This is a genomic window from Pseudoalteromonas sp. CuT4-3 (genome assembly GCF_035666335.1).
GTDB lineage: Bacteria > Pseudomonadota > Gammaproteobacteria > Enterobacterales > Alteromonadaceae > Pseudoalteromonas > Pseudoalteromonas atlantica.
Window position 1 is genome coordinate 3,420,377 of sequence record NZ_CP142030.1, and the last position, 19,708, is coordinate 3,440,084.

At 41.7% G+C, this 19,708-nt stretch carries 23 protein-coding genes and 1 pseudogene; 10 read left to right on the forward strand and 14 right to left on the reverse strand.

Annotation, left to right across the window (positions count from 1 at the left end; all coding sequences use genetic code 11):
* Positions 1–13: 13 nt before the first annotated feature.
* Positions 14–325 (forward strand): DUF2909 domain-containing protein, encoded by a 312-nt coding sequence (locus tag VOI46_RS15865; RefSeq protein ID WP_083901814.1) that lies wholly within the window; start codon positions 14–16, stop codon positions 323–325.
* Here the strand turns inward: VOI46_RS15865 and VOI46_RS15870 are convergent.
* From VOI46_RS15870 to lexA, 5 genes are all read right to left on the reverse strand, one after another.
* On the reverse strand, positions 225–1,100 hold the full coding sequence (locus VOI46_RS15870; protein ID WP_004588217.1) for a cytochrome c oxidase subunit 3: 876 nt from the start codon (positions 1,098–1,100) through the stop codon (positions 225–227). The genes VOI46_RS15865 and VOI46_RS15870 overlap by 101 nt on opposite strands.
* Positions 1,101–1,135: 35 nt before the next feature.
* Positions 1,136–1,666, reverse strand: coding sequence for a cytochrome c oxidase assembly protein (locus VOI46_RS15875; RefSeq protein WP_004588216.1), 531 nt, complete (start codon positions 1,664–1,666; stop codon positions 1,136–1,138).
* Positions 1,666–3,258, reverse strand: a complete 1,593-nt coding sequence (ctaD, locus tag VOI46_RS15880; protein WP_004588215.1) for a cytochrome c oxidase subunit I — start codon at positions 3,256–3,258, stop codon at positions 1,666–1,668. Before ctaD ends, VOI46_RS15875 begins: the two co-directional genes overlap by 1 nt.
* Positions 3,258–4,394, reverse strand: a complete 1,137-nt coding sequence (gene coxB, locus VOI46_RS15885; RefSeq protein WP_004588214.1) for a cytochrome c oxidase subunit II — start codon at positions 4,392–4,394, stop codon at positions 3,258–3,260. The genes ctaD and coxB overlap by 1 nt, the downstream gene beginning before the upstream one ends.
* 472 nt (positions 4,395–4,866) lie before the next feature.
* Complete coding sequence (gene lexA, locus VOI46_RS15890) at positions 4,867–5,484, reverse strand: transcriptional repressor LexA (protein WP_282337914.1); 618 nt, start codon at positions 5,482–5,484, stop codon at positions 4,867–4,869.
* A gap of 177 nt (positions 5,485–5,661) precedes the next feature.
* Here lexA and VOI46_RS15895 point away from each other — a divergent pair, with 177 nt between their 5' ends.
* Positions 5,662–6,102 (forward strand): hotdog fold thioesterase, encoded by a 441-nt coding sequence (locus VOI46_RS15895; protein ID WP_004589367.1) that lies wholly within the window; start codon positions 5,662–5,664, stop codon positions 6,100–6,102.
* Between the two features lie 10 nt (positions 6,103–6,112).
* Here VOI46_RS15895 and VOI46_RS15900 read toward each other — a convergent pair whose 3' ends face one another.
* Entirely contained in the window at positions 6,113–6,493 is a 381-nt protein-coding gene (locus VOI46_RS15900; RefSeq protein WP_004589368.1) for a hypothetical protein, read from the reverse strand.
* A gap of 228 nt (positions 6,494–6,721) precedes the next feature.
* On the opposite strand from VOI46_RS15900, the gene VOI46_RS15905 reads away from it, so the two are divergent.
* A complete protein-coding gene (locus VOI46_RS15905) occupies positions 6,722–6,976 on the forward strand; it encodes a Rho termination factor N-terminal domain-containing protein (RefSeq protein ID WP_024033916.1) in 255 nt (84 codons plus the stop codon).
* 144 nt (positions 6,977–7,120) lie between these two features.
* Complete coding sequence (locus VOI46_RS15910; RefSeq protein WP_282337915.1) at positions 7,121–7,837, forward strand: hypothetical protein; 717 nt, start codon at positions 7,121–7,123, stop codon at positions 7,835–7,837.
* On the opposite strand, the gene VOI46_RS15915 is transcribed toward VOI46_RS15910, so the two are convergent.
* Positions 7,812–8,162 (reverse strand): VOC family protein, encoded by a 351-nt coding sequence (locus tag VOI46_RS15915; RefSeq protein ID WP_282337916.1) that lies wholly within the window; start codon positions 8,160–8,162, stop codon positions 7,812–7,814. The genes VOI46_RS15910 and VOI46_RS15915 overlap by 26 nt on opposite strands.
* Positions 8,163–8,288: 126 nt before the next feature.
* Here VOI46_RS15915 and VOI46_RS15920 point away from each other — a divergent pair, with 126 nt between their 5' ends.
* The 3 genes from VOI46_RS15920 (at position 8,289) to VOI46_RS15930 (ending at position 11,044) form a co-directional block, all read left to right on the forward strand.
* Positions 8,289–8,948, forward strand: coding sequence for an endonuclease (locus VOI46_RS15920; RefSeq protein ID WP_282337917.1), 660 nt, complete (start codon positions 8,289–8,291; stop codon positions 8,946–8,948).
* 108 nt (positions 8,949–9,056) lie between these two features.
* Positions 9,057–10,676, forward strand: coding sequence for a S41 family peptidase (locus VOI46_RS15925; RefSeq protein WP_324738087.1), 1,620 nt, complete (start codon positions 9,057–9,059; stop codon positions 10,674–10,676).
* Entirely contained in the window at positions 10,676–11,044 is a 369-nt protein-coding gene (locus VOI46_RS15930; RefSeq protein ID WP_004589374.1) for a hypothetical protein, read from the forward strand. The genes VOI46_RS15925 and VOI46_RS15930 overlap by 1 nt, the downstream gene beginning before the upstream one ends.
* A gap of 60 nt (positions 11,045–11,104) precedes the next feature.
* Here the strand turns inward: VOI46_RS15930 and hmpA are convergent.
* From hmpA to VOI46_RS15945, 3 genes and pseudogenes are all read right to left on the reverse strand, one after another.
* Positions 11,105–12,295, reverse strand: a pseudogene (hmpA, locus tag VOI46_RS15935) (NO-inducible flavohemoprotein); the annotation flags it as partial.
* An 11-nt stretch (positions 12,296–12,306) separates the two neighbouring features.
* A complete protein-coding gene (locus VOI46_RS15940; RefSeq protein ID WP_324738088.1) occupies positions 12,307–13,539 on the reverse strand; it encodes an NnrS family protein in 1,233 nt (410 codons plus the stop codon).
* Entirely contained in the window at positions 13,539–13,808 is a 270-nt protein-coding gene (locus tag VOI46_RS15945; protein WP_039972505.1) for a hypothetical protein, read from the reverse strand. The genes VOI46_RS15940 and VOI46_RS15945 overlap by 1 nt, the downstream gene beginning before the upstream one ends.
* A gap of 160 nt (positions 13,809–13,968) precedes the next feature.
* Here VOI46_RS15945 and norR point away from each other — a divergent pair, with 160 nt between their 5' ends.
* Positions 13,969–15,525 (forward strand): nitric oxide reductase transcriptional regulator NorR, encoded by a 1,557-nt coding sequence (norR, locus tag VOI46_RS15950; RefSeq protein WP_004589378.1) that lies wholly within the window; start codon positions 13,969–13,971, stop codon positions 15,523–15,525.
* Here the strand turns inward: norR and VOI46_RS15955 are convergent.
* A complete protein-coding gene (locus VOI46_RS15955; protein WP_004589379.1) occupies positions 15,518–16,417 on the reverse strand; it encodes a LysR family transcriptional regulator in 900 nt (299 codons plus the stop codon). The two genes, norR and VOI46_RS15955, sit on opposite strands and share 8 nt — an antisense overlap.
* A gap of 117 nt (positions 16,418–16,534) precedes the next feature.
* Between VOI46_RS15955 and VOI46_RS15960 the strand changes: the two genes are divergently transcribed.
* A complete protein-coding gene (locus VOI46_RS15960; protein WP_004589380.1) occupies positions 16,535–17,101 on the forward strand; it encodes an NAD(P)H-dependent oxidoreductase in 567 nt (188 codons plus the stop codon).
* A gap of 3 nt (positions 17,102–17,104) precedes the next feature.
* On the opposite strand, the gene VOI46_RS15965 is transcribed toward VOI46_RS15960, so the two are convergent.
* The gene (locus VOI46_RS15965; protein ID WP_004589381.1) at positions 17,105–17,548 is read right to left on the reverse strand and encodes a TerB family tellurite resistance protein; all 444 of its coding nucleotides are present in this window, start codon (positions 17,546–17,548) and stop codon (positions 17,105–17,107) included.
* 98 nt (positions 17,549–17,646) lie between these two features.
* On the opposite strand from VOI46_RS15965, the gene VOI46_RS15970 reads away from it, so the two are divergent.
* Positions 17,647–18,021: a hypothetical protein gene (locus tag VOI46_RS15970; RefSeq protein ID WP_004589382.1), complete on the forward strand. Its 375-nt coding sequence runs from the start codon at positions 17,647–17,649 to the stop codon at positions 18,019–18,021.
* 1 nt (position 18,022) lies between these two features.
* On the opposite strand, the gene VOI46_RS15975 is transcribed toward VOI46_RS15970, so the two are convergent.
* Together VOI46_RS15975 and VOI46_RS15980 are read right to left on the reverse strand one after the other, a co-directional pair.
* Positions 18,023–18,616, reverse strand: coding sequence for a hypothetical protein (locus tag VOI46_RS15975; RefSeq protein ID WP_004589383.1), 594 nt, complete (start codon positions 18,614–18,616; stop codon positions 18,023–18,025).
* Positions 18,617–18,659: 43 nt separating this feature from the next.
* Positions 18,660–19,646 carry a hypothetical protein gene (locus tag VOI46_RS15980; protein ID WP_004589384.1) on the reverse strand — a complete coding sequence of 329 codons (987 nt, stop codon included), beginning with the start codon at positions 19,644–19,646 and terminating at the stop codon, positions 18,660–18,662.
* Between the last annotated feature and the right edge of the window lie 62 nt (positions 19,647–19,708).

Consider the following 19,708-nt stretch of genomic DNA (forward strand, 5'->3'; position numbering starts at 1 on the left):
AAGGGTCAACCCAGTGATTATTAAAATTATTATTGTGCTGCTGTTACTATTTATACTTTTCAACTTGTTTAGAGCGCTATTTATTATGGTGACCGATAAATCTGGCGGTCGGCCTATGTCGCATTTTTTAGGCCGTCGCGTGCTGTTTTCTCTGGTGGTTTTGGTGATGGTGATAGCCGCTGTAAAACTTGGTTTTATAAAGGCTAATCACTCACCATTAGCCGTTACAACACATACACAAAAACAAATAAACACAGCCACACCACATCAACAAAATGCCAGTACCAAGCCGCTGCTTGAAACGCAAAATGTTTATCTTTCGTAAAGTGGCCTTTTAAAATACGCACAAATACAACAAACAAAATGATGGCGCCAAGGGTCACATGCATGCCATGAAAACCTGTCAGCAAAAAGAATGTATTCCCGTAAATGCCTGCATCTAGAGTTAAGTTTAAGTCGTTGTAGGCATAAATATATTCTTCTACCTGCAATGCTAAAAAGCACACACCCAATAAAATGGTTGCCCCTAGCATCACTTTTAGCGGTTTACGTTTATTGTTTTCAATGGCTACGTGAGCAAAATGCAAAGTAACCGAAGACGCTAATAAAATAAGCGTATTAATAAGGGGTAAGCCTTGCCACCCCATAGCTTGTGTGGTTTCACCTGCCGGTGTGGTTAGTAGTGGCCATACGGCCTCAAAGGTAGGCCAAAGCACCTCGTTGGTCATCGCATTATTCCCAGCGCCGCCAAGCCAAGGCACCGACAGTATGCGGGCGTAAAATAATGCGCCAAAAAAGGCCATAAAAAACATAACTTCAGAGAATATAAACCAGCTCATTCCTTGTCGAAATGAGCGGTCCATTTGCGCTGAATATAAGCCCTGATCAGACTCGCTAATTACATTTTTAAACCAGCTAAAAATCATATACAGCAGCACTGCAATGCCTGCATATAGCAAGTACACACCGCTGCCCCCTTCACTTTCTAAGTTCATGACTGTTAAAGCCGCACCCACTGCAATAAAAAATAACGCCACCGCGCCCACTATGGGCCAAGGACTTTGCTCGGGTACGTAGTAGTTTTCATAATCTTGATTCATGTTACTTGCTCCTAGTTTTACACTAGACATGCAGGCTAGTTATTACTTGCTACTAGCTGCTCACTAATATCAAATACGGTGTACGATAAAGTTAGCTCTTCTACATCGCTCGGCAGTGCAGTATCAACATAAAAAAGCAGCTTAAACTCAAGCTCTTCACCCGCTTTTAGGGGTTGTTGATCAAAGCAAAAGCACGCTATTTTATGTAAGTACTTGGCTGCCTTTCCGGGCGATACAGAAGGCACCGCTTGCATTACTTTATCGATATCACTGGTGTTTTTTGCGCTAAACATTACCTCACGCATGGCACCTGGTTTCACATCAACACTGTATTCTTTAGATTTAACAATAAACGGCGCACCACTTTGCGCATGGGTTGTAAAGCTCACACCTATTTCTCGATTTTGTGCAACCTGTGTACTTTGTTTAGCTTGTTCAAGCGACGGCTTGCCATTAAGCCCAGTTATGTCGCAGAACACGTCATATAAGGGCACTAAGGCAAATGCAAAAGCAAACATACCTATACAAATAAGAATTAGGCGCTTTAATAGCGGTGCATGTGTCATTATTTAATTTCCGGCGGCGTAGAAAAAGTATGATACGGCGCAGGAGAGTCCACTTCCCACTCTAAACCTTCAGCACCATCCCATACTTTTGCAGGGACTTTATCGCCCCCTCGGGCACATTTAATTACCACAGCCACAAAGAGTAACTGCGATAAACCAAAGGCAAACCCACCTATGCTTATGATTGCGTTAAAATCAGCAAACTGCAGGGCGTAATCGGGAATACGGCGCGGCATGCCTGCCAGCCCTACAAAATGCATAGGGAAAAACAATACATTTACGCTTACCAGCGATAACCAAAAATGCCACTTAGCCAAGGCAATGTTGTACATGTTGCCCGTCCACTTAGGCAGCCAATAATAAGCCCCCGCCATAATCGAAAATATTGCCCCCGTAACTAACACGTAATGAAAGTGCGCCACCACAAAGTAAGTATCGTGATACTGAAAATCAGCAGGGGTTATAGCCAACATCAGCCCCGAAAAGCCCCCTAAAGTAAACAGCACAATAAAGGCAATACTAAATAGCATGGGCACTTCAAAACTTATTGACCCTCGCCACATAGTGGCTACCCAGTTAAATACTTTTACCCCTGTAGGCACCGATATCAGCATGGTCGCGTACATAAAAAATAGCTCGCCAGCAACGGGCATACCGGTCGTAAACATATGATGTGCCCACACTATAAAGCTCAGTAATGCAATAGAGGAGGTTGCGTAAACCATTGAGGCATAACCAAATAGTTTTTTACGTGAGAATGTAGGCACTATGGTCGAAATAATACCAAAGGCGGGTAAAATCATGATGTACACTTCGGGATGACCAAAAAACCAAAATATGTGCTGAAACATCACCGGATCGCCGCCGCCTGCCGCATCAAAAAAGCTGGTTCCAAAGTATTTATCGGTGAGCACCATAGTGACCGCTCCGGCCAGTACGGGCATAACAGCAATTAATAAAAATGCGGTTATTAGCCATGTCCAAACGAATAATGGTAGCTTCATCCATGTCATGCCTGGGGCACGTAAATTAACAATGGTCACAATAACGTTTATTGCGCCCATAATTGAGCTAATCCCCATAATGTGCACTGCAAACACAAACATTGCGGTGTTGTCGTTACTGTACGTTGTTGAAAGCGGCGCATAGAACGTCCAGCCAAATGCGGGGCCGCCTCCAGGCATTAATAACGAGGCCAATAAAATTAAAAAAGCGAAGGGTAAAATCCAAAAGCTCCAGTTGTTCATTCTGGGCAGTGCCATATCTGGCGCGCCAATCATGAGCGGTACCATCCAGTTAGCAAGCCCCGTAAAGGCTGGCATAACAGCACCAAACACCATAATTAAACCGTGTACTGTGGTCATTTGGTTAAAAAAGTGTGGGTCTACCAATTGTAATCCTGGCTGAAATAACTCAGCCCGAATAACCATGGCCATTGCACCGCCAATTAAAAACATAGTCAGCGAAAAAATTAAGTACATGCTGCCAATATCTTTATGGTTTGTTGTGTATAACCAACGTTTAAAACCTTTGGCTGGGTGATGGCCGTGGTGAGCGTCATTGGCGTTAGGTTGTTCTACTATGCTACTCATTAGTTCGCCTCCGCATCAAGTGCTGCCTGAATTTCACTAGGTTGGATGACATCACCCGTTTCATTACCCCACGCATTACGTTTATAGGTAATTACCGCTGCAAGTTGTTTAATTGAGAGCTGCTTTGCAAATGCCTGCATTGCAGTTCCTGGGCGACCATGAATCACTACATCAATGTGATCTTTTATATCACCCAAAACAATGGGGCTGCCTTTTAACGCAGGAAATACGCCCGGTAAGCCCATACCTGTAGGTTGATGACACGCAGCGCAACTTGCCATATACACTTGCTCACCTAGTGTCATTAGCTCTTCTTTAGGAATTGTTGTCTCAAGCAATGCTGCATCAGCAAGTGCGGCTTTTTGCTTAGCTTGCTTAGCATCTGCAAGCCATGCGTTAAAGTCCTCTTGCGATTTAGCTTCAACCACCACGGGCATAAAACCATGATCTTTACCGCACAGCTCTGCACACTGTCCTCGGTAAATACCTTCTTCGTTAATGTTGGTCCACGTTTCGTTGATAAACCCCGGATTGGCATCTTTTTTAACGGCAAAATCGGGTACCCACCAAGAGTGAATAACATCATCAGAGGTCATTAAAAAACGCACCTTTTGATTAATTGGCAGTACTAAAGGTTTATCAACCTCAAGTAAGTAATTGGGGTTTTTATTAGCAAGGTTGGCTATTTCGTCTTGAGGGGTAGATAAAATAGAGTAAAACTCTACGTCTTCACCCATATATTCATAATGCCACTTCCACTGTGACCCTGTAATTTTAATGGTTAAGTCGGCCTTACTGGCATCTTCCATCGCAATGAGGGTTTTAGTGGCAGGAATTGCCATGGCAATTAAAATAACAAACGGAATGGCAGTCCAAAGAATTTCTACTTTGGTACTTTCATGAAATTGGGCAGGAACTGCCCCTTTAGATTTACGGTGATGAATCAGTGCCCAAAACATTATTGCGAACACTATCACCCCAATCACACAACATATTAAAAATATGGTCATGTGTAGCTGATATACATTATTACTTATATCGGTTACGCCCTTGCGCATATTGTATTGGCTATTAGCCAGCACTTGCTGCGGGAACATAATCAACACAAGCCACAAGGTAGAGGTCAGTTTACCCATGTGACGGCTCCTTTGATGCTATTGCGAATGCAAAGCGAAGAGGCATACGGCTTAAACGCCAATTCGTTATTTTTATTTTTTAACCAATCTTATTTTTAATTGGTATCGCTAGGACAACAAAAGGTTTGTGTATATTGTGTGTTCTCATAACTAAAAAGCTGTGAGTTATTGTTAGTCCAGCACATTAATGATTAGCTAAAAAACGTACAACAAGCAAGTTTTAGTATAAAAAACAATCAAGTGATATTTTAAAATTGACTAAATGACGGCGTATTAAATTGTTATTTAACAGCCAAGATACGAGCAAAATTAAGGGATGTAACACGCCTAGGAAGATAAAAGTATGAGTGAAAAAAAGTTTACAGCCTAAATAATTTTAGGGCGCTTTGAGATGGTGGAAGGTCTGTTTTTAAAACAAAAATGCACACTTAAAAGTGCGCATTTATAAATATTACTTAAAAATAGTTAAAAATTACATCCAGTCGGCATTTCTTATTACGCCAACGGCTAACCCTTCAATATTAAAAGATTCGTTTTCAAGGTCTACTTCAATTGGCTTAAACTCTTCGTTCTCGGCGTGTAATAATACTTTTCGGCCTGCTTTTTCTAGGCGTTTTACGGTTACGTCTTCATCTACTCGCGCAACCACAACTTGGCCGTTTTCTGCTGTTTGAGTACGGTGTACGGCAAGCAAGTCACCATCCATAATACCTATATCTTTCATACTCATGCCGTTAACACGCAGTAAAAAGTCGGCGGCTGGTTTAAACATAAGTGGGTCTATTTTACAGTGACTCTCAACATGTTCTTGCGCCAAAATAGGCGAACCCGCTGCAACTCTACCTATTAATGGTAGGCCTAGTTGCTCTGGCTCTTCTTCTTCAACCAATTGAATACCACGGCTTGCGCCTGGTTTCATTTTAATAACACCTTTTTTGGCAAGCGCTTTTAAGTGCTCTTCTGCGGCATTGGCACTTTTAAAACCTAGTGTTTGCGCAATTTCGGCACGTGTAGGAGGCATACCAGTGTCTTTAATAAAAACTTTTATTAGTTCGAGTATTTGAGCTTGGCGTTTAGTTAATGGTCGCATACAACTGGTTTTCCATACAGTACATTTAACTGTGAGTATATACAGTTAAATAAAAATCGCAAATTTAAATTGTGCTTTAAAATAGCTAAATACACCGCACTTGGATAAATTTTAGGTAATTACAGACGTTCAGTATTTAAAATGCTATAAATTTGCTTTCAATATAAAGGAGTAATTATGAGTATTTGGCATCAACCCATCACATTAGAGCTTTGCAAACAGTTAGATGAGGGAATAAACGGCCAAGGCACGCTGATGAAAACCATGGGCATAGAAATAACCGAAATAGGAGATGATTACCTAGTGGCTACCATGCCTGCTATTCCTGAGCATCATAATCCTATTGGTATGGTACATGGTGGCGCAAATGTGGTACTTGCCGAAACCGTAGCAAGCTACGCCGCTAACTTTGTCGTGGACTTTACAAAATTTTATTGTGTTGGACAGGAAATTAGCGCCAGCCACTTAAAGGCCTCTCGAAATGGCACTTTAACCGCCGTTACTCGTGCATTTCATATTGGTAAGCGCAGTTCTGTATGGGAAATAAAAATAACCAATAGCCGCGGCGAGCTTTGCTGCGTATCAAAAATGACCGCAGCGGTTGTCGAGCGCAAATAATCAACTATGGCTACTTTTCGATAGGGTAAATCGTTATTTCCATACCAGCGCCAATGGCAGATATGCGTAGCAGTGTATCTGCATGTAGAGCTTGGTTAAAACACTTAGGTGACGTGCCCGACTCAAAGCCTATATCAAACGTTCTGCGCGAACAGCTTAGCCACTGCTTAAGCGCATTACGTGAACACGACTCTATTAATTCACATAAGTGGTTGATTGCTTTGTCTGGCGTGGTTATATCACCTGAGGCTTCAATACGCGCCAATTGACGATATTCGTCTTTGTCATAATGCAAAACCATCGCGTTTTTCTTTAAGTCTGCCACTAGGGCGCTAATATCTTGTTTAGACTCAAGCTCTAGATCTACATTTAAAAATTGAATTTCCGACATTGTCTGCTTTTTACCCTCTTATAGTTTCATCGCAAACTTTAACGCAGTTTTACTTTTATACCAAATCAACTAAGCGCTAAACATGGCTTTATTCATAGAAAATACCTGTTTAAACGCCATTGGCACCTAATTTGCCTTATAAAACGGGTTAGGCTAGTTACGCTTAATTTTACCGTTTATGTATGAAAGTTATACACACACTGTGTAATTAAACGCTTCAGGAGGACAATTATGGTAGATCATGGCCCGCAAATTAAAAACGACGATCAGTACGATGCGCTTCGAGATGAAGGAATGAGCAAACAAAAAGCCGCGCGCATTGCTAATAGCAATACTCATAAAACCGCTGTTAAAGGCGGCAAAGCCTCAAAGTATGAGCAGCGCACTAAAAAGCAGCTGTATAATAAAGCTAAAGAGCTCGGCATTAGCGGCCGCTCTAAAATGAGCAAACAAGGGCTAATAAATGCCTTGCGTGAGCATTAAACGCAGCCTCGCTGATTTTTTATCGCTCCTTTTTATTATTTTTATAAAGTTAGAGTAAGCTTATGAATAACTGCGACAAAATGCCGCAGTAAAAGCATGGGTTGTTGTAATACACTAACGCTAAAAAATAATAAGAAGCACAAAATGAGAAAACAACTATTTAAGCGCGCTCGAAAACTACATAAGTGGCTAGGCTATTTACTTGCCTTACAAATTTTAGCTTGGCTGTTAGGCGGCTTAGTAATGAGCGCGATACCACTTGAATACGTACACGGTAAGCACCTTGCTAAGCGTACACTTACAAACCCATTTACTCAAGCAGACTACCCCACATCACTCGATAATATTACTGCGCAAGTGCCTAACCCCACGCAAATAGTGTTTGAGCACTTTTTAACGACCCCGCTTATTACTGTTATTAATAGTGGCGAGCAGCAAAGCTTTAATGGTTTAACGGGGCGCCCTTTTCAGCCACCCACCAAAATACAAATTACCGCTAATGCACAAGCGCATTTACTCATCGACGCTAAGCCAATTAGCACAACGCTTTTAAAACAAGGCACTCGAGAGGTGGGATACAAAACAAATGTGTGGCAAGTACAATTTAACGACACCTTTAATACTACGCTGTATTTAAATGCAATTAACGGCAAAGTTATCACCGTTCGCAGCACACTATGGCGCATATTCGACTTTTTTTGGATGCTACACATAATGGATTACGGCGAGCGAGAAGATTTTAACAACCCGCTCCTCATCAGTTTTGCAGCCACCAGCGTACTATTTTGTTTATGCGGTATTATTTTATTAATACAAAACGTTAGGCTAAAAAAACTTACACGTGTTGGTCAATCAAAATAGGGTTGCCGTCTGGGTCTGTAATAATAAAGCTTTTATCACCCACAGGTTCAACCTGGATATGAGCGTTTTGAAAATATTCGCTAAGCGTATCAACATCCTTAAACTCTGTAACGGTTTGTGCGTTTTGATCCCAGCCAGGATTGAAGGTCAGCATGTTTTTATCAAACATACCCGAGAACAAGCCAATTAAATGCTCACCGTTTTTCATCACTAACCAGCTTTGCTCTATCTCACCTGCAAACTCGCTAAAGCCCAGCTTTTCGTAAAACGCTTTTGAGGCTCTAATATCTTTAACCGTTAAACTTATTGAAAAAGCACCTAGCATAGTCATCTCCTCGCTATTTTTTATATCAGTATAGAGTGTACTAAGCATTGCGGATTAAAATTTGTTCAGGCTTTATCTTTTAGCAGCAAAACTTTAGACTAGCGCCTCCTGTAGTTCACGTATGTGATGGATATGCTTAAATTTATTTTGGCCTTTGTGGCTTGTTGTATTTGTTTTTCTGCATCGAGTGAAGAATTTACCCGTTTTTCAACGGCTAAAAGGCACTTAATTAAAACCCTACCCGAAAACGCCAAAAGCCTTTACTGCGGCTGCGACATTAAAAAGCAAGGTAAAAAGCTAATCCCCGACCCTAGCAACTGTGGTTATATTCCGCGTAATACGTTAACTTCCTCTGGTAAAGTTAATGTACGTGCACTGCGTATAGAGTGGGAGCATATAGTGCCGGCGTGGGAATTTGGTCACCAGCTACAGTGCTGGCAAAACGGTGGCCGTAAAAACTGTCGCAAGGTCAGTGCTAAATTTAGAAAAATGGAAGCCGATATAAACAATTTAGCCCCCGCAATTGGCGAAATTAACGCAGATCGCTCTAACTATCGCTTTGGTATGCTTAGCGAAAACGCTGCCCAATATGGCCGCTGCAAAGTAAAGGTTAACTTTAAACAACGCGTTGTAGAGCCTCCTTTTTATGCCCGTAAGCGCATTGCCGACACCTACGCCTATATGCAAAAAACATACGGCTTAAAAATATCAGACAAACAACAAAAACTATTTGATGCCTGGCAAAAACAAGCATTTGCAGATAAAAGCAGCGCAAGTAAGCTGTAGCACACCTAAGTGTATACACTCATTTACATAATTTAGGGGCGAATACGTTGAATAAATGAGCGGGTGTTGTAGTATTTTAAACAACTTATTTACAAAAAGTAGTTTTGTATGTTTAAAAATAATAAAGCAACACTCGCTATTATTGCTGCACTTTCAAGTCTAACGCTTGTGGGCTGTGGCGGTGGTAGCAGCATGAATGAAACGCCCGACCCAGTCGTCACACCTCCTGCAAACACAGCCCCGACATGGACGGCAGGTGTATTTGAGCCATCGGAGGAGTTAAAAAACTTTTGCGAAAACCCACGCACAGGTAACGATCCGTTTAATAATAATGAGCCTTACCCAGACCAAGCCGGTTCAGCCCTTTACGAAAAGCTTTGGCTTCGCTCGTGGAGCGACGAAACCTACCTTTGGTATGATGAAATAGCCGATAACGACCCTGAAAACTTTGCTACAGTGGCCGATTATTTTGCCCAACTAAAAACCGAAGAACTAACCGACTCTGGTGCTAAAAAAGATAATTTTCATTTTTCAGAGCCTTCTGAGGACTACTTTCAAGAAGCGCAATCAGGTGTAACCTCAGGCTATGGTATAAATTGGGCATTTATTGGCGACCCAGCTGATAGAATTTTACGTGTTGCCTACCTAGAAGACGACTCACCAGCAAGCCAAATTGGTTTTCAACGTGGCGATACCGTACTTGAAGTTGATGGCGTAAGCATTAATACCAGCACACAAGCAGGCGTAGATACCTTAAACGAAGGATTATTTAGCCCCACTAATGGCGACTCGCACACCATCGTTGTGCGCAGTAACAATGGCGCTGAAAAAACCTTTAACGTAACTGCCGGCAACATAGAGCAAACACCTGTACAAAACGTAAAAACCATTACCACTGCAAATGGCACTAGCGTAGGGTACATGCAGTTTAATAGCCATATAGGTATTGCCCAAGAAGGCTTAATTGCTGCAGTTAATAAATTTAAAACCGATAACGTGGAAGAGCTTGTTATCGACTTTAGGTATAACGGAGGCGGTTTATTAGCGCTTTCTTCGCAGCTGGCTTACATGGTGGCGGGCAGCGCCAACATTCAAAACCGTATTTATTACCAAACTCAGCAAAACGATAAACAACCGGTAGAGTCGCCTTTTCCGTTTATAGATGAAGAAATTGATTACTCAACTTTTTTTAGCACTGGCGAAAGCCTCCCCGATTTAAACCTATCTAAGGTGTATGTGCTTAGTACATCGGGTACGTGTTCAGCCTCAGAAGCCTTTATTAATGGCTTAAAAGGCATTGACGCCGAGGTAGTGCTCATTGGCGACACAACCTGCGGTAAACCATACGGTTTTACCCCAACACATAACTGTGGCACCACCTATTACACCATTCAATTTAGCGGTATTAACAGTAAAGGGTTTGGTGAATATGCAGCAGGCTTTACGCCAACGCCTACACCACAGTTTGATGCTGATGTAAAAGGCTGTGTAGTCAGTGACGACTTTGATAATCAATTAGGCAATCCAAACGAAGGGCTACTCTCTACTGCGCTTTATCATATTGATAATAACGGCACGTGCCCTGTTAGCACCGCCTCTGCAAGTATTAAAACGCAAGTACAAAGCGCTGCTGGCGATAGCAAGCAGCTATTACCTTTAAACGCACCTAATAACGTTAACCGTGGCAATATGGATTTAACCTGGCCTACGTTAAATAAGGATAAGTAATGGCTAAACTACTGGCAATATTAACCTTATTATTTATTGGAGGCTGTAACAGTATGAGTAATGCCACTGCTAAGCCTGCACTACTTACCGAGGTAAACCCAGGCGTTATAGCCACGCTCCAGCAAGCGATTATAAAAGCAAAGGGCGGCACACTAGTTACACTGGCCGACACCGTTTTTACTAAACGCAGCGAGCTATTATTAAGCCATGGAAATAGTAAAGACTCAAATGGTATGCCCATAATGGGCGCGCATAATATCAAGCCAGAAAAGTTTGTTTTACAAATAATCGGCAAGCAGTGCGTGCTTTATTATCCTAAAAAAGATATGTCTATTGAGCTTAAAAACGTAAGTTGTAAAGCACAATAAAATACTATTAAAAAGGCACACAGCATTAATACTGTGTGCCTTTATCGTTTTTCACTTGGTTTATAAGTCTTGATGTGGACCAAACACTTCGTAATGAATATGCTCGTTTTTAACACCTAGTGCCAGTAACTGGCTTTTCACAAACGCCATAAACCCAGCGGGGCCACATAAGTAAAAATCGCCATTTGTAAGAGGTAACTGTGTTTTTATGGCAGCTAAGTCCATTAACCCTGTAAAATCAGCCCTATCACTACTTTGATTAAACCACGTAATAGTTTGCAAGCTGTTATAAGCCGCACTTAATTCATTTAAATAGTGTGCAAACGAGTGCTGCTGCGCATTTTCGCACGCATGTAAATACATAATATTTTGCTTAGGGTTATCGCTTAATAGCGTTTCGAGCATCGCAAGCATTGGGGTTTGCCCTACACCTGCTGAAATAAGTACCGCTGGGTTTTTACTATTTCGTAAAAAGAAATCACCTGCAGGCGGGTATAGTTCAACTACGTCGCCTTGAGCTAGTGAGTGTAAATAATTAGACACCATGCCAGGTTTTGGCTGTAGCTCTTTTTTAACGCTAATACGGTAGTTTTTACCATTGGCTTTTTGTGAAATAGAATACTGGCGAATTTCTTCATATTCAGCGCCCGCTGGTTTAACTTTAATCCCTAAATACTGGCCTGGTTTATGGGTAATCACCGCTTTGCCATCTATAGGCGTTAGTGTAAAACTTGTTACGAGTGCTGATTCAACCTGTTTGTTGGTTATTTCAAATTGGCGCGTGCCCGCCCAACCACCGTGTTTATTTTTACTGTGCTCATATAAAGCCGCTTCTTCGGTAATACAAATATCAGCAAGCAGTGTGTAAGCTTCACGCCAAGCGTATTCTACATCCGGCGTAAACTGCTCTGGTATTAGCTCTTTTAAGGTGCCAATTAAGTGAGCACCAACAATGGGGTAGTGCTCTGGTAAAATATTTAAACTGGTGTGCTTATGGTTAATGCGCGCTAATGCCTCTTTTAACACCGCTAAGTTATCAATATTTTGGGCGTATGCCGCTAAGGCGTTAAACAAAGCAAATTGCTGGCGCCCGGTGTTTTGGTTGCTCATATTAAAAATATTTTTAAGCTCTGGGTTATGGCTAAATAGTCGCTTATAAAAATGATCGGTCACAACCGTGCCGGCTTGCGCTAATAACGGAACAGTGCTTTTAACAATCTCAATGGTTTTATCAGATAACATAATGTAGTCCTGTAGATAAACTAACCACGGCGCCCATCAACACGACGGCGCGTTAATATAGGTGTGCAGTAAATTAAAAATAACAAAAAAGCCACTAACCACAGCAAGGCACTGATCTGCCAAGCAAAGTGTGGCGCAATAATTAAGGGGAGTATGGAGCGAGTAATAGCTGCCACCAGCACAAGCGTAAAAGCAACAGATATATATTTAGGTGTATTAAGCGTACGCCCTGTATGCCCAAGTGATACACGGGTCATCATGGCTAAAATCATCATCCCTATTGTGCCAATAGTGATAAGGTGGAGCGCATCTTTGAAAGGTATTACGCTTGTATAAAAGCTAAATGCAATCATCATTAAGCCAGCACCTAAAGCAAAATAAGAAAAATGCAAAGACCATAATAAAGGCACTTTTAGCACGTTTGCATGCCACCAAAGTTTTGCGCGAATTAAGTGAAGCGCAGCCACCATTGCAACAATTAATGCAGGGCTAATTGAGCTTAAAAATAATTTACTGATAAAAAATAAAGTAATTGCCAATATTGATAAATACAGCATTGCTTTATCAATTTTAGGAGTGCGTACTTGCTCGCTAAGCGCTAAGCCTTTAGCTGTAAAAAAAGGAATAACCCGCCCTGCTACAATGCCGACCAGTAAGCTGACAACCAATACCGCAGTGTCAACCACAGCCAAAGCAAGCTGCATGTTGTTATTTAAAACAAGGAGTAAATAAAGAGTATTAAGGGCGCACAACACGCCTAAAATAACTAAAAACGGGTAATTATTTTTACTGCGTGCTGCTATTAGCATATTAGCCAGCGCCGTAATTACCCCTAACCACCATGCTAGCTGTAGCACAGTAACAAGCCATAAATTAGCATTAGCAAAATCAGCCAGCTTTATAAAAAATGCTAAACGAGCACTTATCCATACAAAAGTAAGTAGCATAAGTGCTTTGCCACTTATACTTTCAACGCCTGTCCAAGTTTGTGCCGCCGTAAGTAAAAAACCGACTGCTACCACTCCTGCAAAGCCAAATAGCATTTCGTGCGCGTGCCAAAGTGTGGCTGGCATGGTTAAGTGCCAACTAGCATAGCCCGTTAAAATAAGTAGCCAATACCCTATCGATAAAAATGCCAGCAAACCGCCTGCTAAAAAGTAGGGTCTAAAAGCAAGCATCCATAACGGCCATTTTGTTACCTGATGAATAGCTATGTGCGCTGGCATTGGCTCTGTTAAATTTAGTGGGCGCATTAGCGTACTTCCTGCCCTAAACCATGTTGCGCAACACAACGCAGCACATAACTAACTTTTAAAATAGCTGCCACTACAATCGTACTAATATGCGCTGATATTTGTACCTGCATCGAAAAGTGCTCTGCGTACGGGTAACTAATTAAAATGCTCACAACCATACAAATAGCGCTAAGCCCTAATACTGCATTAACAGTAAATAATAGCGATTTAAAAAATGCGCCTAACTCAACCTGGTTGTTTACATTATTTAGTGTAAGTGTGTTCATAACTACCTCAGTAACCATTAACGTCACTTAGCTATTACACATAGCGTGCCAATAAAATAAAACATTAATATTCAGTTAGTTAAATATAAACACTTTACAAATTGAGTCTTTATGACACACTCTAATTTAAATCATAAAAACACGAATAGGTCATTTTGACATGAATCAACAATTCAACCTTACCCAAGTGGCTTTAGAGCTTGCCCAAAGCACGCTGCACGAGCACAGCTTTGATCAATTATTGGCAACGGTTGAACGTGTAATACCTAGTGATGCCAGTGCATTACTTGTCGTGCAGGGCGAGCAACTCAAGCCCTTAGCCATCAAAGGTCTGATGCCCGACAGCCTTGGTAGGCGCTTTAAAATAGCAGAGCACCCACGATTAGCGGCCATTTGTAGTGCAAGCCACGCATTACAGTTTGCACACGACTGCCCCCTGCCCGACCCATACGACGGCCTACTGCTGGCCAAAACGGGCGATATTCCTGTGCATGCTTGCTTAGGCTTACCCCTTTACGATAAAAGCACTTTGCTAGGCCTGCTTACATTCGATAGCTTAAACGCAAATGCCTTTAGCAGTATTAGTGCAGATACACTCAGCACCTTACAAACACTGTGCAGTGCGCATTTTAAAACAGCCCTAGAGCTTGCCCATTACAAACACCATGCTCAGCATTCAAACGCCCTTGTACAAGCGCTAACGCGTGATGCACTTACTCGCGATGGCGGCGAAATTATTGGCCAAAGCCCTGTAATGCAAACGCTAAAAAATGAAATAAAACTCGTTGCAGCCTCTAATTTTAGTGTATTGGTGTTAGGAGAAACGGGCGTAGGGAAAGAGCTAGTAGCCCGTAATATTCACTTAAATTCTGCCCGAAAAGATCAACCGCTGATTCACTTAAATTGTGCCTCACTCCCCGAAAATCTTGCAGAGAGTGAGTTTTTTGGCCACGCCAAAGGCTCATTTACTGGCGCACAAAATGCCCGCCAAGGTAAGTTTCAGTTAGCTGATGGTGGCACGTTATTTTTAGACGAAATTGGCGAGCTACCATTGACTATGCAAAGCAAACTATTACGGGTGTTGCAAAGTGGTGAAATACAAACAGTGGGAGAAGACACGCCAAAATATGTGGATGTAAGGGTAATAGCAGCCACTAATCGTGATTTAAAACATGAGGTAGCGCAAGGCCGCTTTAGAGCCGATTTATATCACCGGCTAAGTGTTTACCCTATTACCGTGCCGCCACTTAATAAACGCGAGCACGACATAACTTTATTGGCTGGTTATTTTATTGAACAAACTGCCCGTAAATTAGGTATAAAACAATTAAAGCTAAGCACTGAAGCGCAAGTATTGCTCAACCAATACAGTTGGCCTGGTAATGTACGCGAGCTTGAACATGTTATTAGCCGCAGCGCATTAAAAGCTAAACAAAGCCAGTGGCAAAACCCAATAATAACAATTACAAGCGAGCACTGCGATTTAGCCCAACAACCAAACAACAACGCGCACGTTAGCACGCCAATTACCGCCCACATTGCTCATCATCAGCCCTTAAAACAAGCCGTTGAATCTTTGCAATTTACAGTTATAACCGAGCAACTAAAGCAGCATAATTATAACTGGGCAGCAACTGCAAGAGTGCTGGAACTCGACAGAGCCAACCTAGTTAGGCTTGCCAAACGCTTAGGCATTAAAGTTAAAAAAACTATTTAACGTGTGGCATGTTACTAAAGTAGGTTTTTAATAACGCAGCAAAGGCTTGCACTTTGGCCGTGCGGTGTACTAAATGGTGAGTAACCAACCAAGAGTCAAACTCCCAATGTAATTTGTCGTGCAATATAGGCACTACGTCGGGGTTATTTTCTATCGCGCTTTGATGCAACCCCCCTATGCCTAAGCCTTTAATAACCGCGCGCGCCGCTTCTGAGGTTTCTGATACTCTTAATTTAATTTGCGACTGAGGAATAAACTCATCAACCCAGCTAAAGTACGGTACACGCGCATTAAATCCCGCAATACCCGATATAAAATTATGCTGCTTTAAGTCATCTAAGGTTTTTGGCATGCCGTGTTTAGCAATATAACGTTTGTGAGCATAGAGGCCGGCCGATAGCTTAGCTAAGTGCTGCGCTATATAGTCGCCTTCATCAGGTTTGGGGCCTACACGTATTGCTATATGAGCTTGTCCGTGGTCAAGCCTTAGGCGCTTTTGCTCTAAAATCACTTCTAGCTGCACTTGCGGGTGCAATGTTTGAAACTGCTCACACACGTTGCTTAGCATATCCATAAAACCACTTACGGTAGTCAGTAACAAGCTCCCTCTGAGCTCACTATCGGCTGCGGCAATGGCATTATGTAAACCTTCGAGTGAGTTATCTATTGCTTGTGCGGTTTCAAATAATTTTGCCCCGCTTTCGGTTACTTTATATCCGCGCGCATGGCGATGAAATAACCGTACATTTAAGTTTTTCTCTAAGTTATTTATGCGCCTCAACACTGTGCTATGGTGCACACTTAGTGCCTCTGCTGCGGCGGTCAAAGTACCTAGCCTTGCCACTTCAAAGGCAACTTTTACGTCTTGCCAGTCGTCAAATTTTATTGCCACGCTACCCGCCTTCTACTTATGTGCATATACGCACATAAGTGTTGCGTTTATTCGGGTTTTCTACAAGCAAAAATTTGCTACATTAGTGTCATACCCAACTAATAAAAGGTCTTAATCATGTCAGCACCAAAAATTATCGCGCTCGCGGGTAGCCTGCGTAAAGATAGCTTTAACCAAAAACTCATTAACGAAGCAGCTCGTTTTGCTCTGCAAACAGGTGCTGAAGTGGAAGTAATTACACTCGCCGAGTTAAATTTGCCATTATTTAGCGAAGACATTGAAGCGCAAGGCACACCTACCGATGCACAACTATTAAAAGATAAACTGCGTAATGCTGATGGTATTTTACTGGCAAGCCCAGAGTACAACGGCTCAATTACTGCTGCACTTAAAAATGCAATTGATTGGGCATCGCGAACTGAGCAAGGCGCAGTCCCCGCATTTCGCAACAAAGTAGTGGCGTTATTTGCTACATCACCAGGTGGTTTGGGTGGTTTGCGCGGCTTAAACCATGTACGCGATATTTTAAGTGGGATTGGCTCGTTAGTACTTGCCGATCAGCTCGCTATCCCATCAGCATTTACTGTATTTGACGAAGATGGAAAAATTAGCGACCCAACCACTGCAGAAAAAGTTAGCGTATTAACGCAGCAGCTCGTTTCTATTGCTAGTAAATTAAGCTAATTTTTACGATTGTGTCGCTGCTAATTTAGCAGCGATAAAATCGGTGTGCGCTACATATAAAAGCCCAGCCACTTTGCGTATTACATACTCTTCTTGAGGGTCTATCTCTCCATCGGCATACGCCAATCGCCATAATAGCTCAATTATTTCAATGCGCTGCGCCGCACTGCAGTGATCGTTAATCTGCTTAGAAAATTGAAAGTAATCAATAGCCCCATCTAAGCTACCAGCGGCATTAGTGGTGAGCTCATCAACTTCCGATTCTGTTAAATTAAAGTATTTTTTTAAGGTTACAGTCAGGGTGTGTTGTTCATCATGGTCGAGCTTAGAATCAGCACGCATTACTTCAATAAGCAGCGCAGCAACCGCTGTTTTTAGATCATGCTGCTCTATGCTTGGCTGTTGCTCGTCAAAAGCGGCAAACAGTTGTTTTATTTGTTTGAACATCACATATTCTCTTTTTGGGTGTTAGACTTAACTTAAATACATCGCACTTAATGCTTTATTAATGGGTATTAAGTTCGCAAATTAAAGGATACATTTTTATGAAAGGCTTATACACACCGCATTTAGTTGTTGGCGCTGCATTGCTAGCCTTTTCTGGTATAGGGAGCGCCTTTGCAGAAGTGGGCGAAAAAGAAAAGTCATACGACTTTGATAACAAAGTACATTACTACCAAACCAAAATTGGTGAAGACAACTATAAAATAGAAATACAATCAGACGACTACAAACACTTTGCTAATCAAAGTATGTTTTTACTGCGCCACGCAGACAGATTATGCCGCGGCAGAACCTTTATGTTAAAAGTGCTTGAAGGCGTGCAAGAGTACGAACGTTTTCCTACTAAACCACGCGCTTATCAACCACCATTAAACGTTTTACTACAATGTGACGCACCCGAGAAAAAAGAAAAATAGTTTATTTTTCGTAGCCCCACGGCGCTGCTGGTGGAGTAATTGGTTTAGTTAAATCAAAGTCCACCTTAAACTCGCGCCCTTGGCGAATTAACCGATACGTAAAAACCTCAGGATAAATATACATTTGCCATGTATTACCTGCCGACTGCGCTATCCCTTGTGCTACAAATAACTCTTTAGAGTATTGATCGGCCGGGAAAGACTGCATTTGTGCAAAACCCGCATCAAGGGTATGACCGCCATACATAGTTGAAACATCGTCGCTGCCATCTTCATGGCGATGATCGTGCTTTAAGCTCAAACCACTGCCCGTTTTAGTAATGATCCATGTACGCGATGCATCATCTCCCACATGAAATGGTACTTGCAGCTCGCTATCAGTACATTTGCGTACATGCATAATTAGTTTTTTATTCTCGAATGAGCTTGGGCCTTTTGCGTTATCTACGCTTACTTTGCCCTCAAACGCTTTACCACAATGCGCAGCTATATTATTAAAAAATGCATCGTGTGTTGGTATAGATACCAAAGGCGCAGGACGCGCGATAGCCGCTGTTGAGGCAAGTAATAACGTTGCTGCCGTTAATAATTTCATAAAGTACTCTTATAATAGTTTTTTAATACCATAGCGGTTTAAGTTAATAATGGGAAATAGCTGCGACAAGTGGCTTTTCTGCTCTGTTTTTCATTAATGTTAAAAGTGAATAATGGAAGTCTTGAAAAATCACCTCACCCCATATTCGCGAATAAACACCAAAATTTGTATTATCTTGCACAGTCGTTTTTAAAGTTAAAATCGTATTGCCGCTTTTATCTTCACTTAACGCATACCCACCATAAAGAGGTGAAAAGTATTCGCCGCCTAGTTTTACGTGTTTATCGAGTGCATCATCGGGAATAGCATCAGGGTCTATCTCAAATCTATAAAGCATCTGTTTATTTGGCTGCCAATCCGTAATCACTTCTTTAAATGTAACTCCTTTTTGCCATTTACTCGTTCTAACAGCCCCAACCCCCTTAGCATTCATATTTGCCTCTAAAGGTTTAGGTACACCTATTAATTGGGTAAGCGAAAATGGCAATTCTTGTGGCTCTATGGTGCTTACATTTGCAAGCTGCTGCCATACACGATTTATAGGCGCTTCAATAACTATAGAGTTGGTTACTTCATACGTTTTTGATAAGTGTAAATAATTTACCTCAATAGGTGAGAGCAATACAGGAAGCAAAGCTATTGAAAGTAAAGGCCTGTTAGCGTTTTTTGTTTGACGGTTTTTAATAAAGCCTGCCAGTAAACCACCCATACTTGCAAAGAGCATAAAGGCAGGCAAAGCCATTGCCACACAAATACTGCCTTCAAGCAGTGTAATAACGCTTACAAGTAAAAAAACAAAAATTGGCTGCCAAGCAATTGTCACCATTTGCCTTTTAGTTAATGTATTTGAGCTTTTAAATTCAAAATGAATACGAATATAGCCAATTGCAACGGGCACTAAAAACATAAATGAAATAGATACAAGGCTACTTAAATTATAAGTATCAAGCAGCTCCACAAACAGCCGCATAAATATGCCGTAAAGCGTACCAAGTAAAATACCAATTGATTTAGGAGATTGAATTTGCATTGAATTTCTTATTATTTGAGTAACCATTGAACCTAGCAGATGCGCTATTTCAGTTCAATTAA

What these genes read in the sequence shown, in the direction of transcription:
- VOI46_RS15895 (WP_004589367.1), top strand. Translation starts at nt 5,662, where the DNA reads ATGAGTATTTGGCATCAACCCATCACATTAGAGCTTTGCAAACAGTTA.
- VOI46_RS15900 (WP_004589368.1), bottom strand. Translation starts at nt 6,493, where the DNA reads ATGTCGGAAATTCAATTTTTAAATGTAGATCTAGAGCTTGAGTCTAAA.
- VOI46_RS15920 (WP_282337917.1), top strand. Translation starts at nt 8,289, where the DNA reads ATGGATATGCTTAAATTTATTTTGGCCTTTGTGGCTTGTTGTATTTGT.
- VOI46_RS15870 (WP_004588217.1), bottom strand. Translation starts at nt 1,100, where the DNA reads ATGAATCAAGATTATGAAAACTACTACGTACCCGAGCAAAGTCCTTGG.
- VOI46_RS15930 (WP_004589374.1), top strand. Translation starts at nt 10,676, where the DNA reads ATGGCTAAACTACTGGCAATATTAACCTTATTATTTATTGGAGGCTGT.
- VOI46_RS15940 (WP_324738088.1), bottom strand. Translation starts at nt 13,539, where the DNA reads ATGCGCCCACTAAATTTAACAGAGCCAATGCCAGCGCACATAGCTATT.
- VOI46_RS15915 (WP_282337916.1), bottom strand. Translation starts at nt 8,162, where the DNA reads ATGCTAGGTGCTTTTTCAATAAGTTTAACGGTTAAAGATATTAGAGCC.
- VOI46_RS15975 (WP_004589383.1), bottom strand. Translation starts at nt 18,616, where the DNA reads ATGAAATTATTAACGGCAGCAACGTTATTACTTGCCTCAACAGCGGCT.
- ctaD (WP_004588215.1), bottom strand. Translation starts at nt 3,258, where the DNA reads ATGAGTAGCATAGTAGAACAACCTAACGCCAATGACGCTCACCACGGC.
- VOI46_RS15970 (WP_004589382.1), top strand. Translation starts at nt 17,647, where the DNA reads ATGAAAGGCTTATACACACCGCATTTAGTTGTTGGCGCTGCATTGCTA.
- VOI46_RS15875 (WP_004588216.1), bottom strand. Translation starts at nt 1,666, where the DNA reads ATGACACATGCACCGCTATTAAAGCGCCTAATTCTTATTTGTATAGGT.
- norR (WP_004589378.1), top strand. Translation starts at nt 13,969, where the DNA reads ATGAATCAACAATTCAACCTTACCCAAGTGGCTTTAGAGCTTGCCCAA.
- VOI46_RS15925 (WP_324738087.1), top strand. Translation starts at nt 9,057, where the DNA reads ATGTTTAAAAATAATAAAGCAACACTCGCTATTATTGCTGCACTTTCA.
- coxB (WP_004588214.1), bottom strand. Translation starts at nt 4,394, where the DNA reads ATGGGTAAACTGACCTCTACCTTGTGGCTTGTGTTGATTATGTTCCCG.
- VOI46_RS15965 (WP_004589381.1), bottom strand. Translation starts at nt 17,548, where the DNA reads ATGTTCAAACAAATAAAACAACTGTTTGCCGCTTTTGACGAGCAACAG.
- VOI46_RS15945 (WP_039972505.1), bottom strand. Translation starts at nt 13,808, where the DNA reads ATGAACACACTTACACTAAATAATGTAAACAACCAGGTTGAGTTAGGC.
- VOI46_RS15980 (WP_004589384.1), bottom strand. Translation starts at nt 19,646, where the DNA reads ATGCAAATTCAATCTCCTAAATCAATTGGTATTTTACTTGGTACGCTT.
- lexA (WP_282337914.1), bottom strand. Translation starts at nt 5,484, where the DNA reads ATGCGACCATTAACTAAACGCCAAGCTCAAATACTCGAACTAATAAAA.
- VOI46_RS15960 (WP_004589380.1), top strand. Translation starts at nt 16,535, where the DNA reads ATGTCAGCACCAAAAATTATCGCGCTCGCGGGTAGCCTGCGTAAAGAT.
- VOI46_RS15910 (WP_282337915.1), top strand. Translation starts at nt 7,121, where the DNA reads ATGAGAAAACAACTATTTAAGCGCGCTCGAAAACTACATAAGTGGCTA.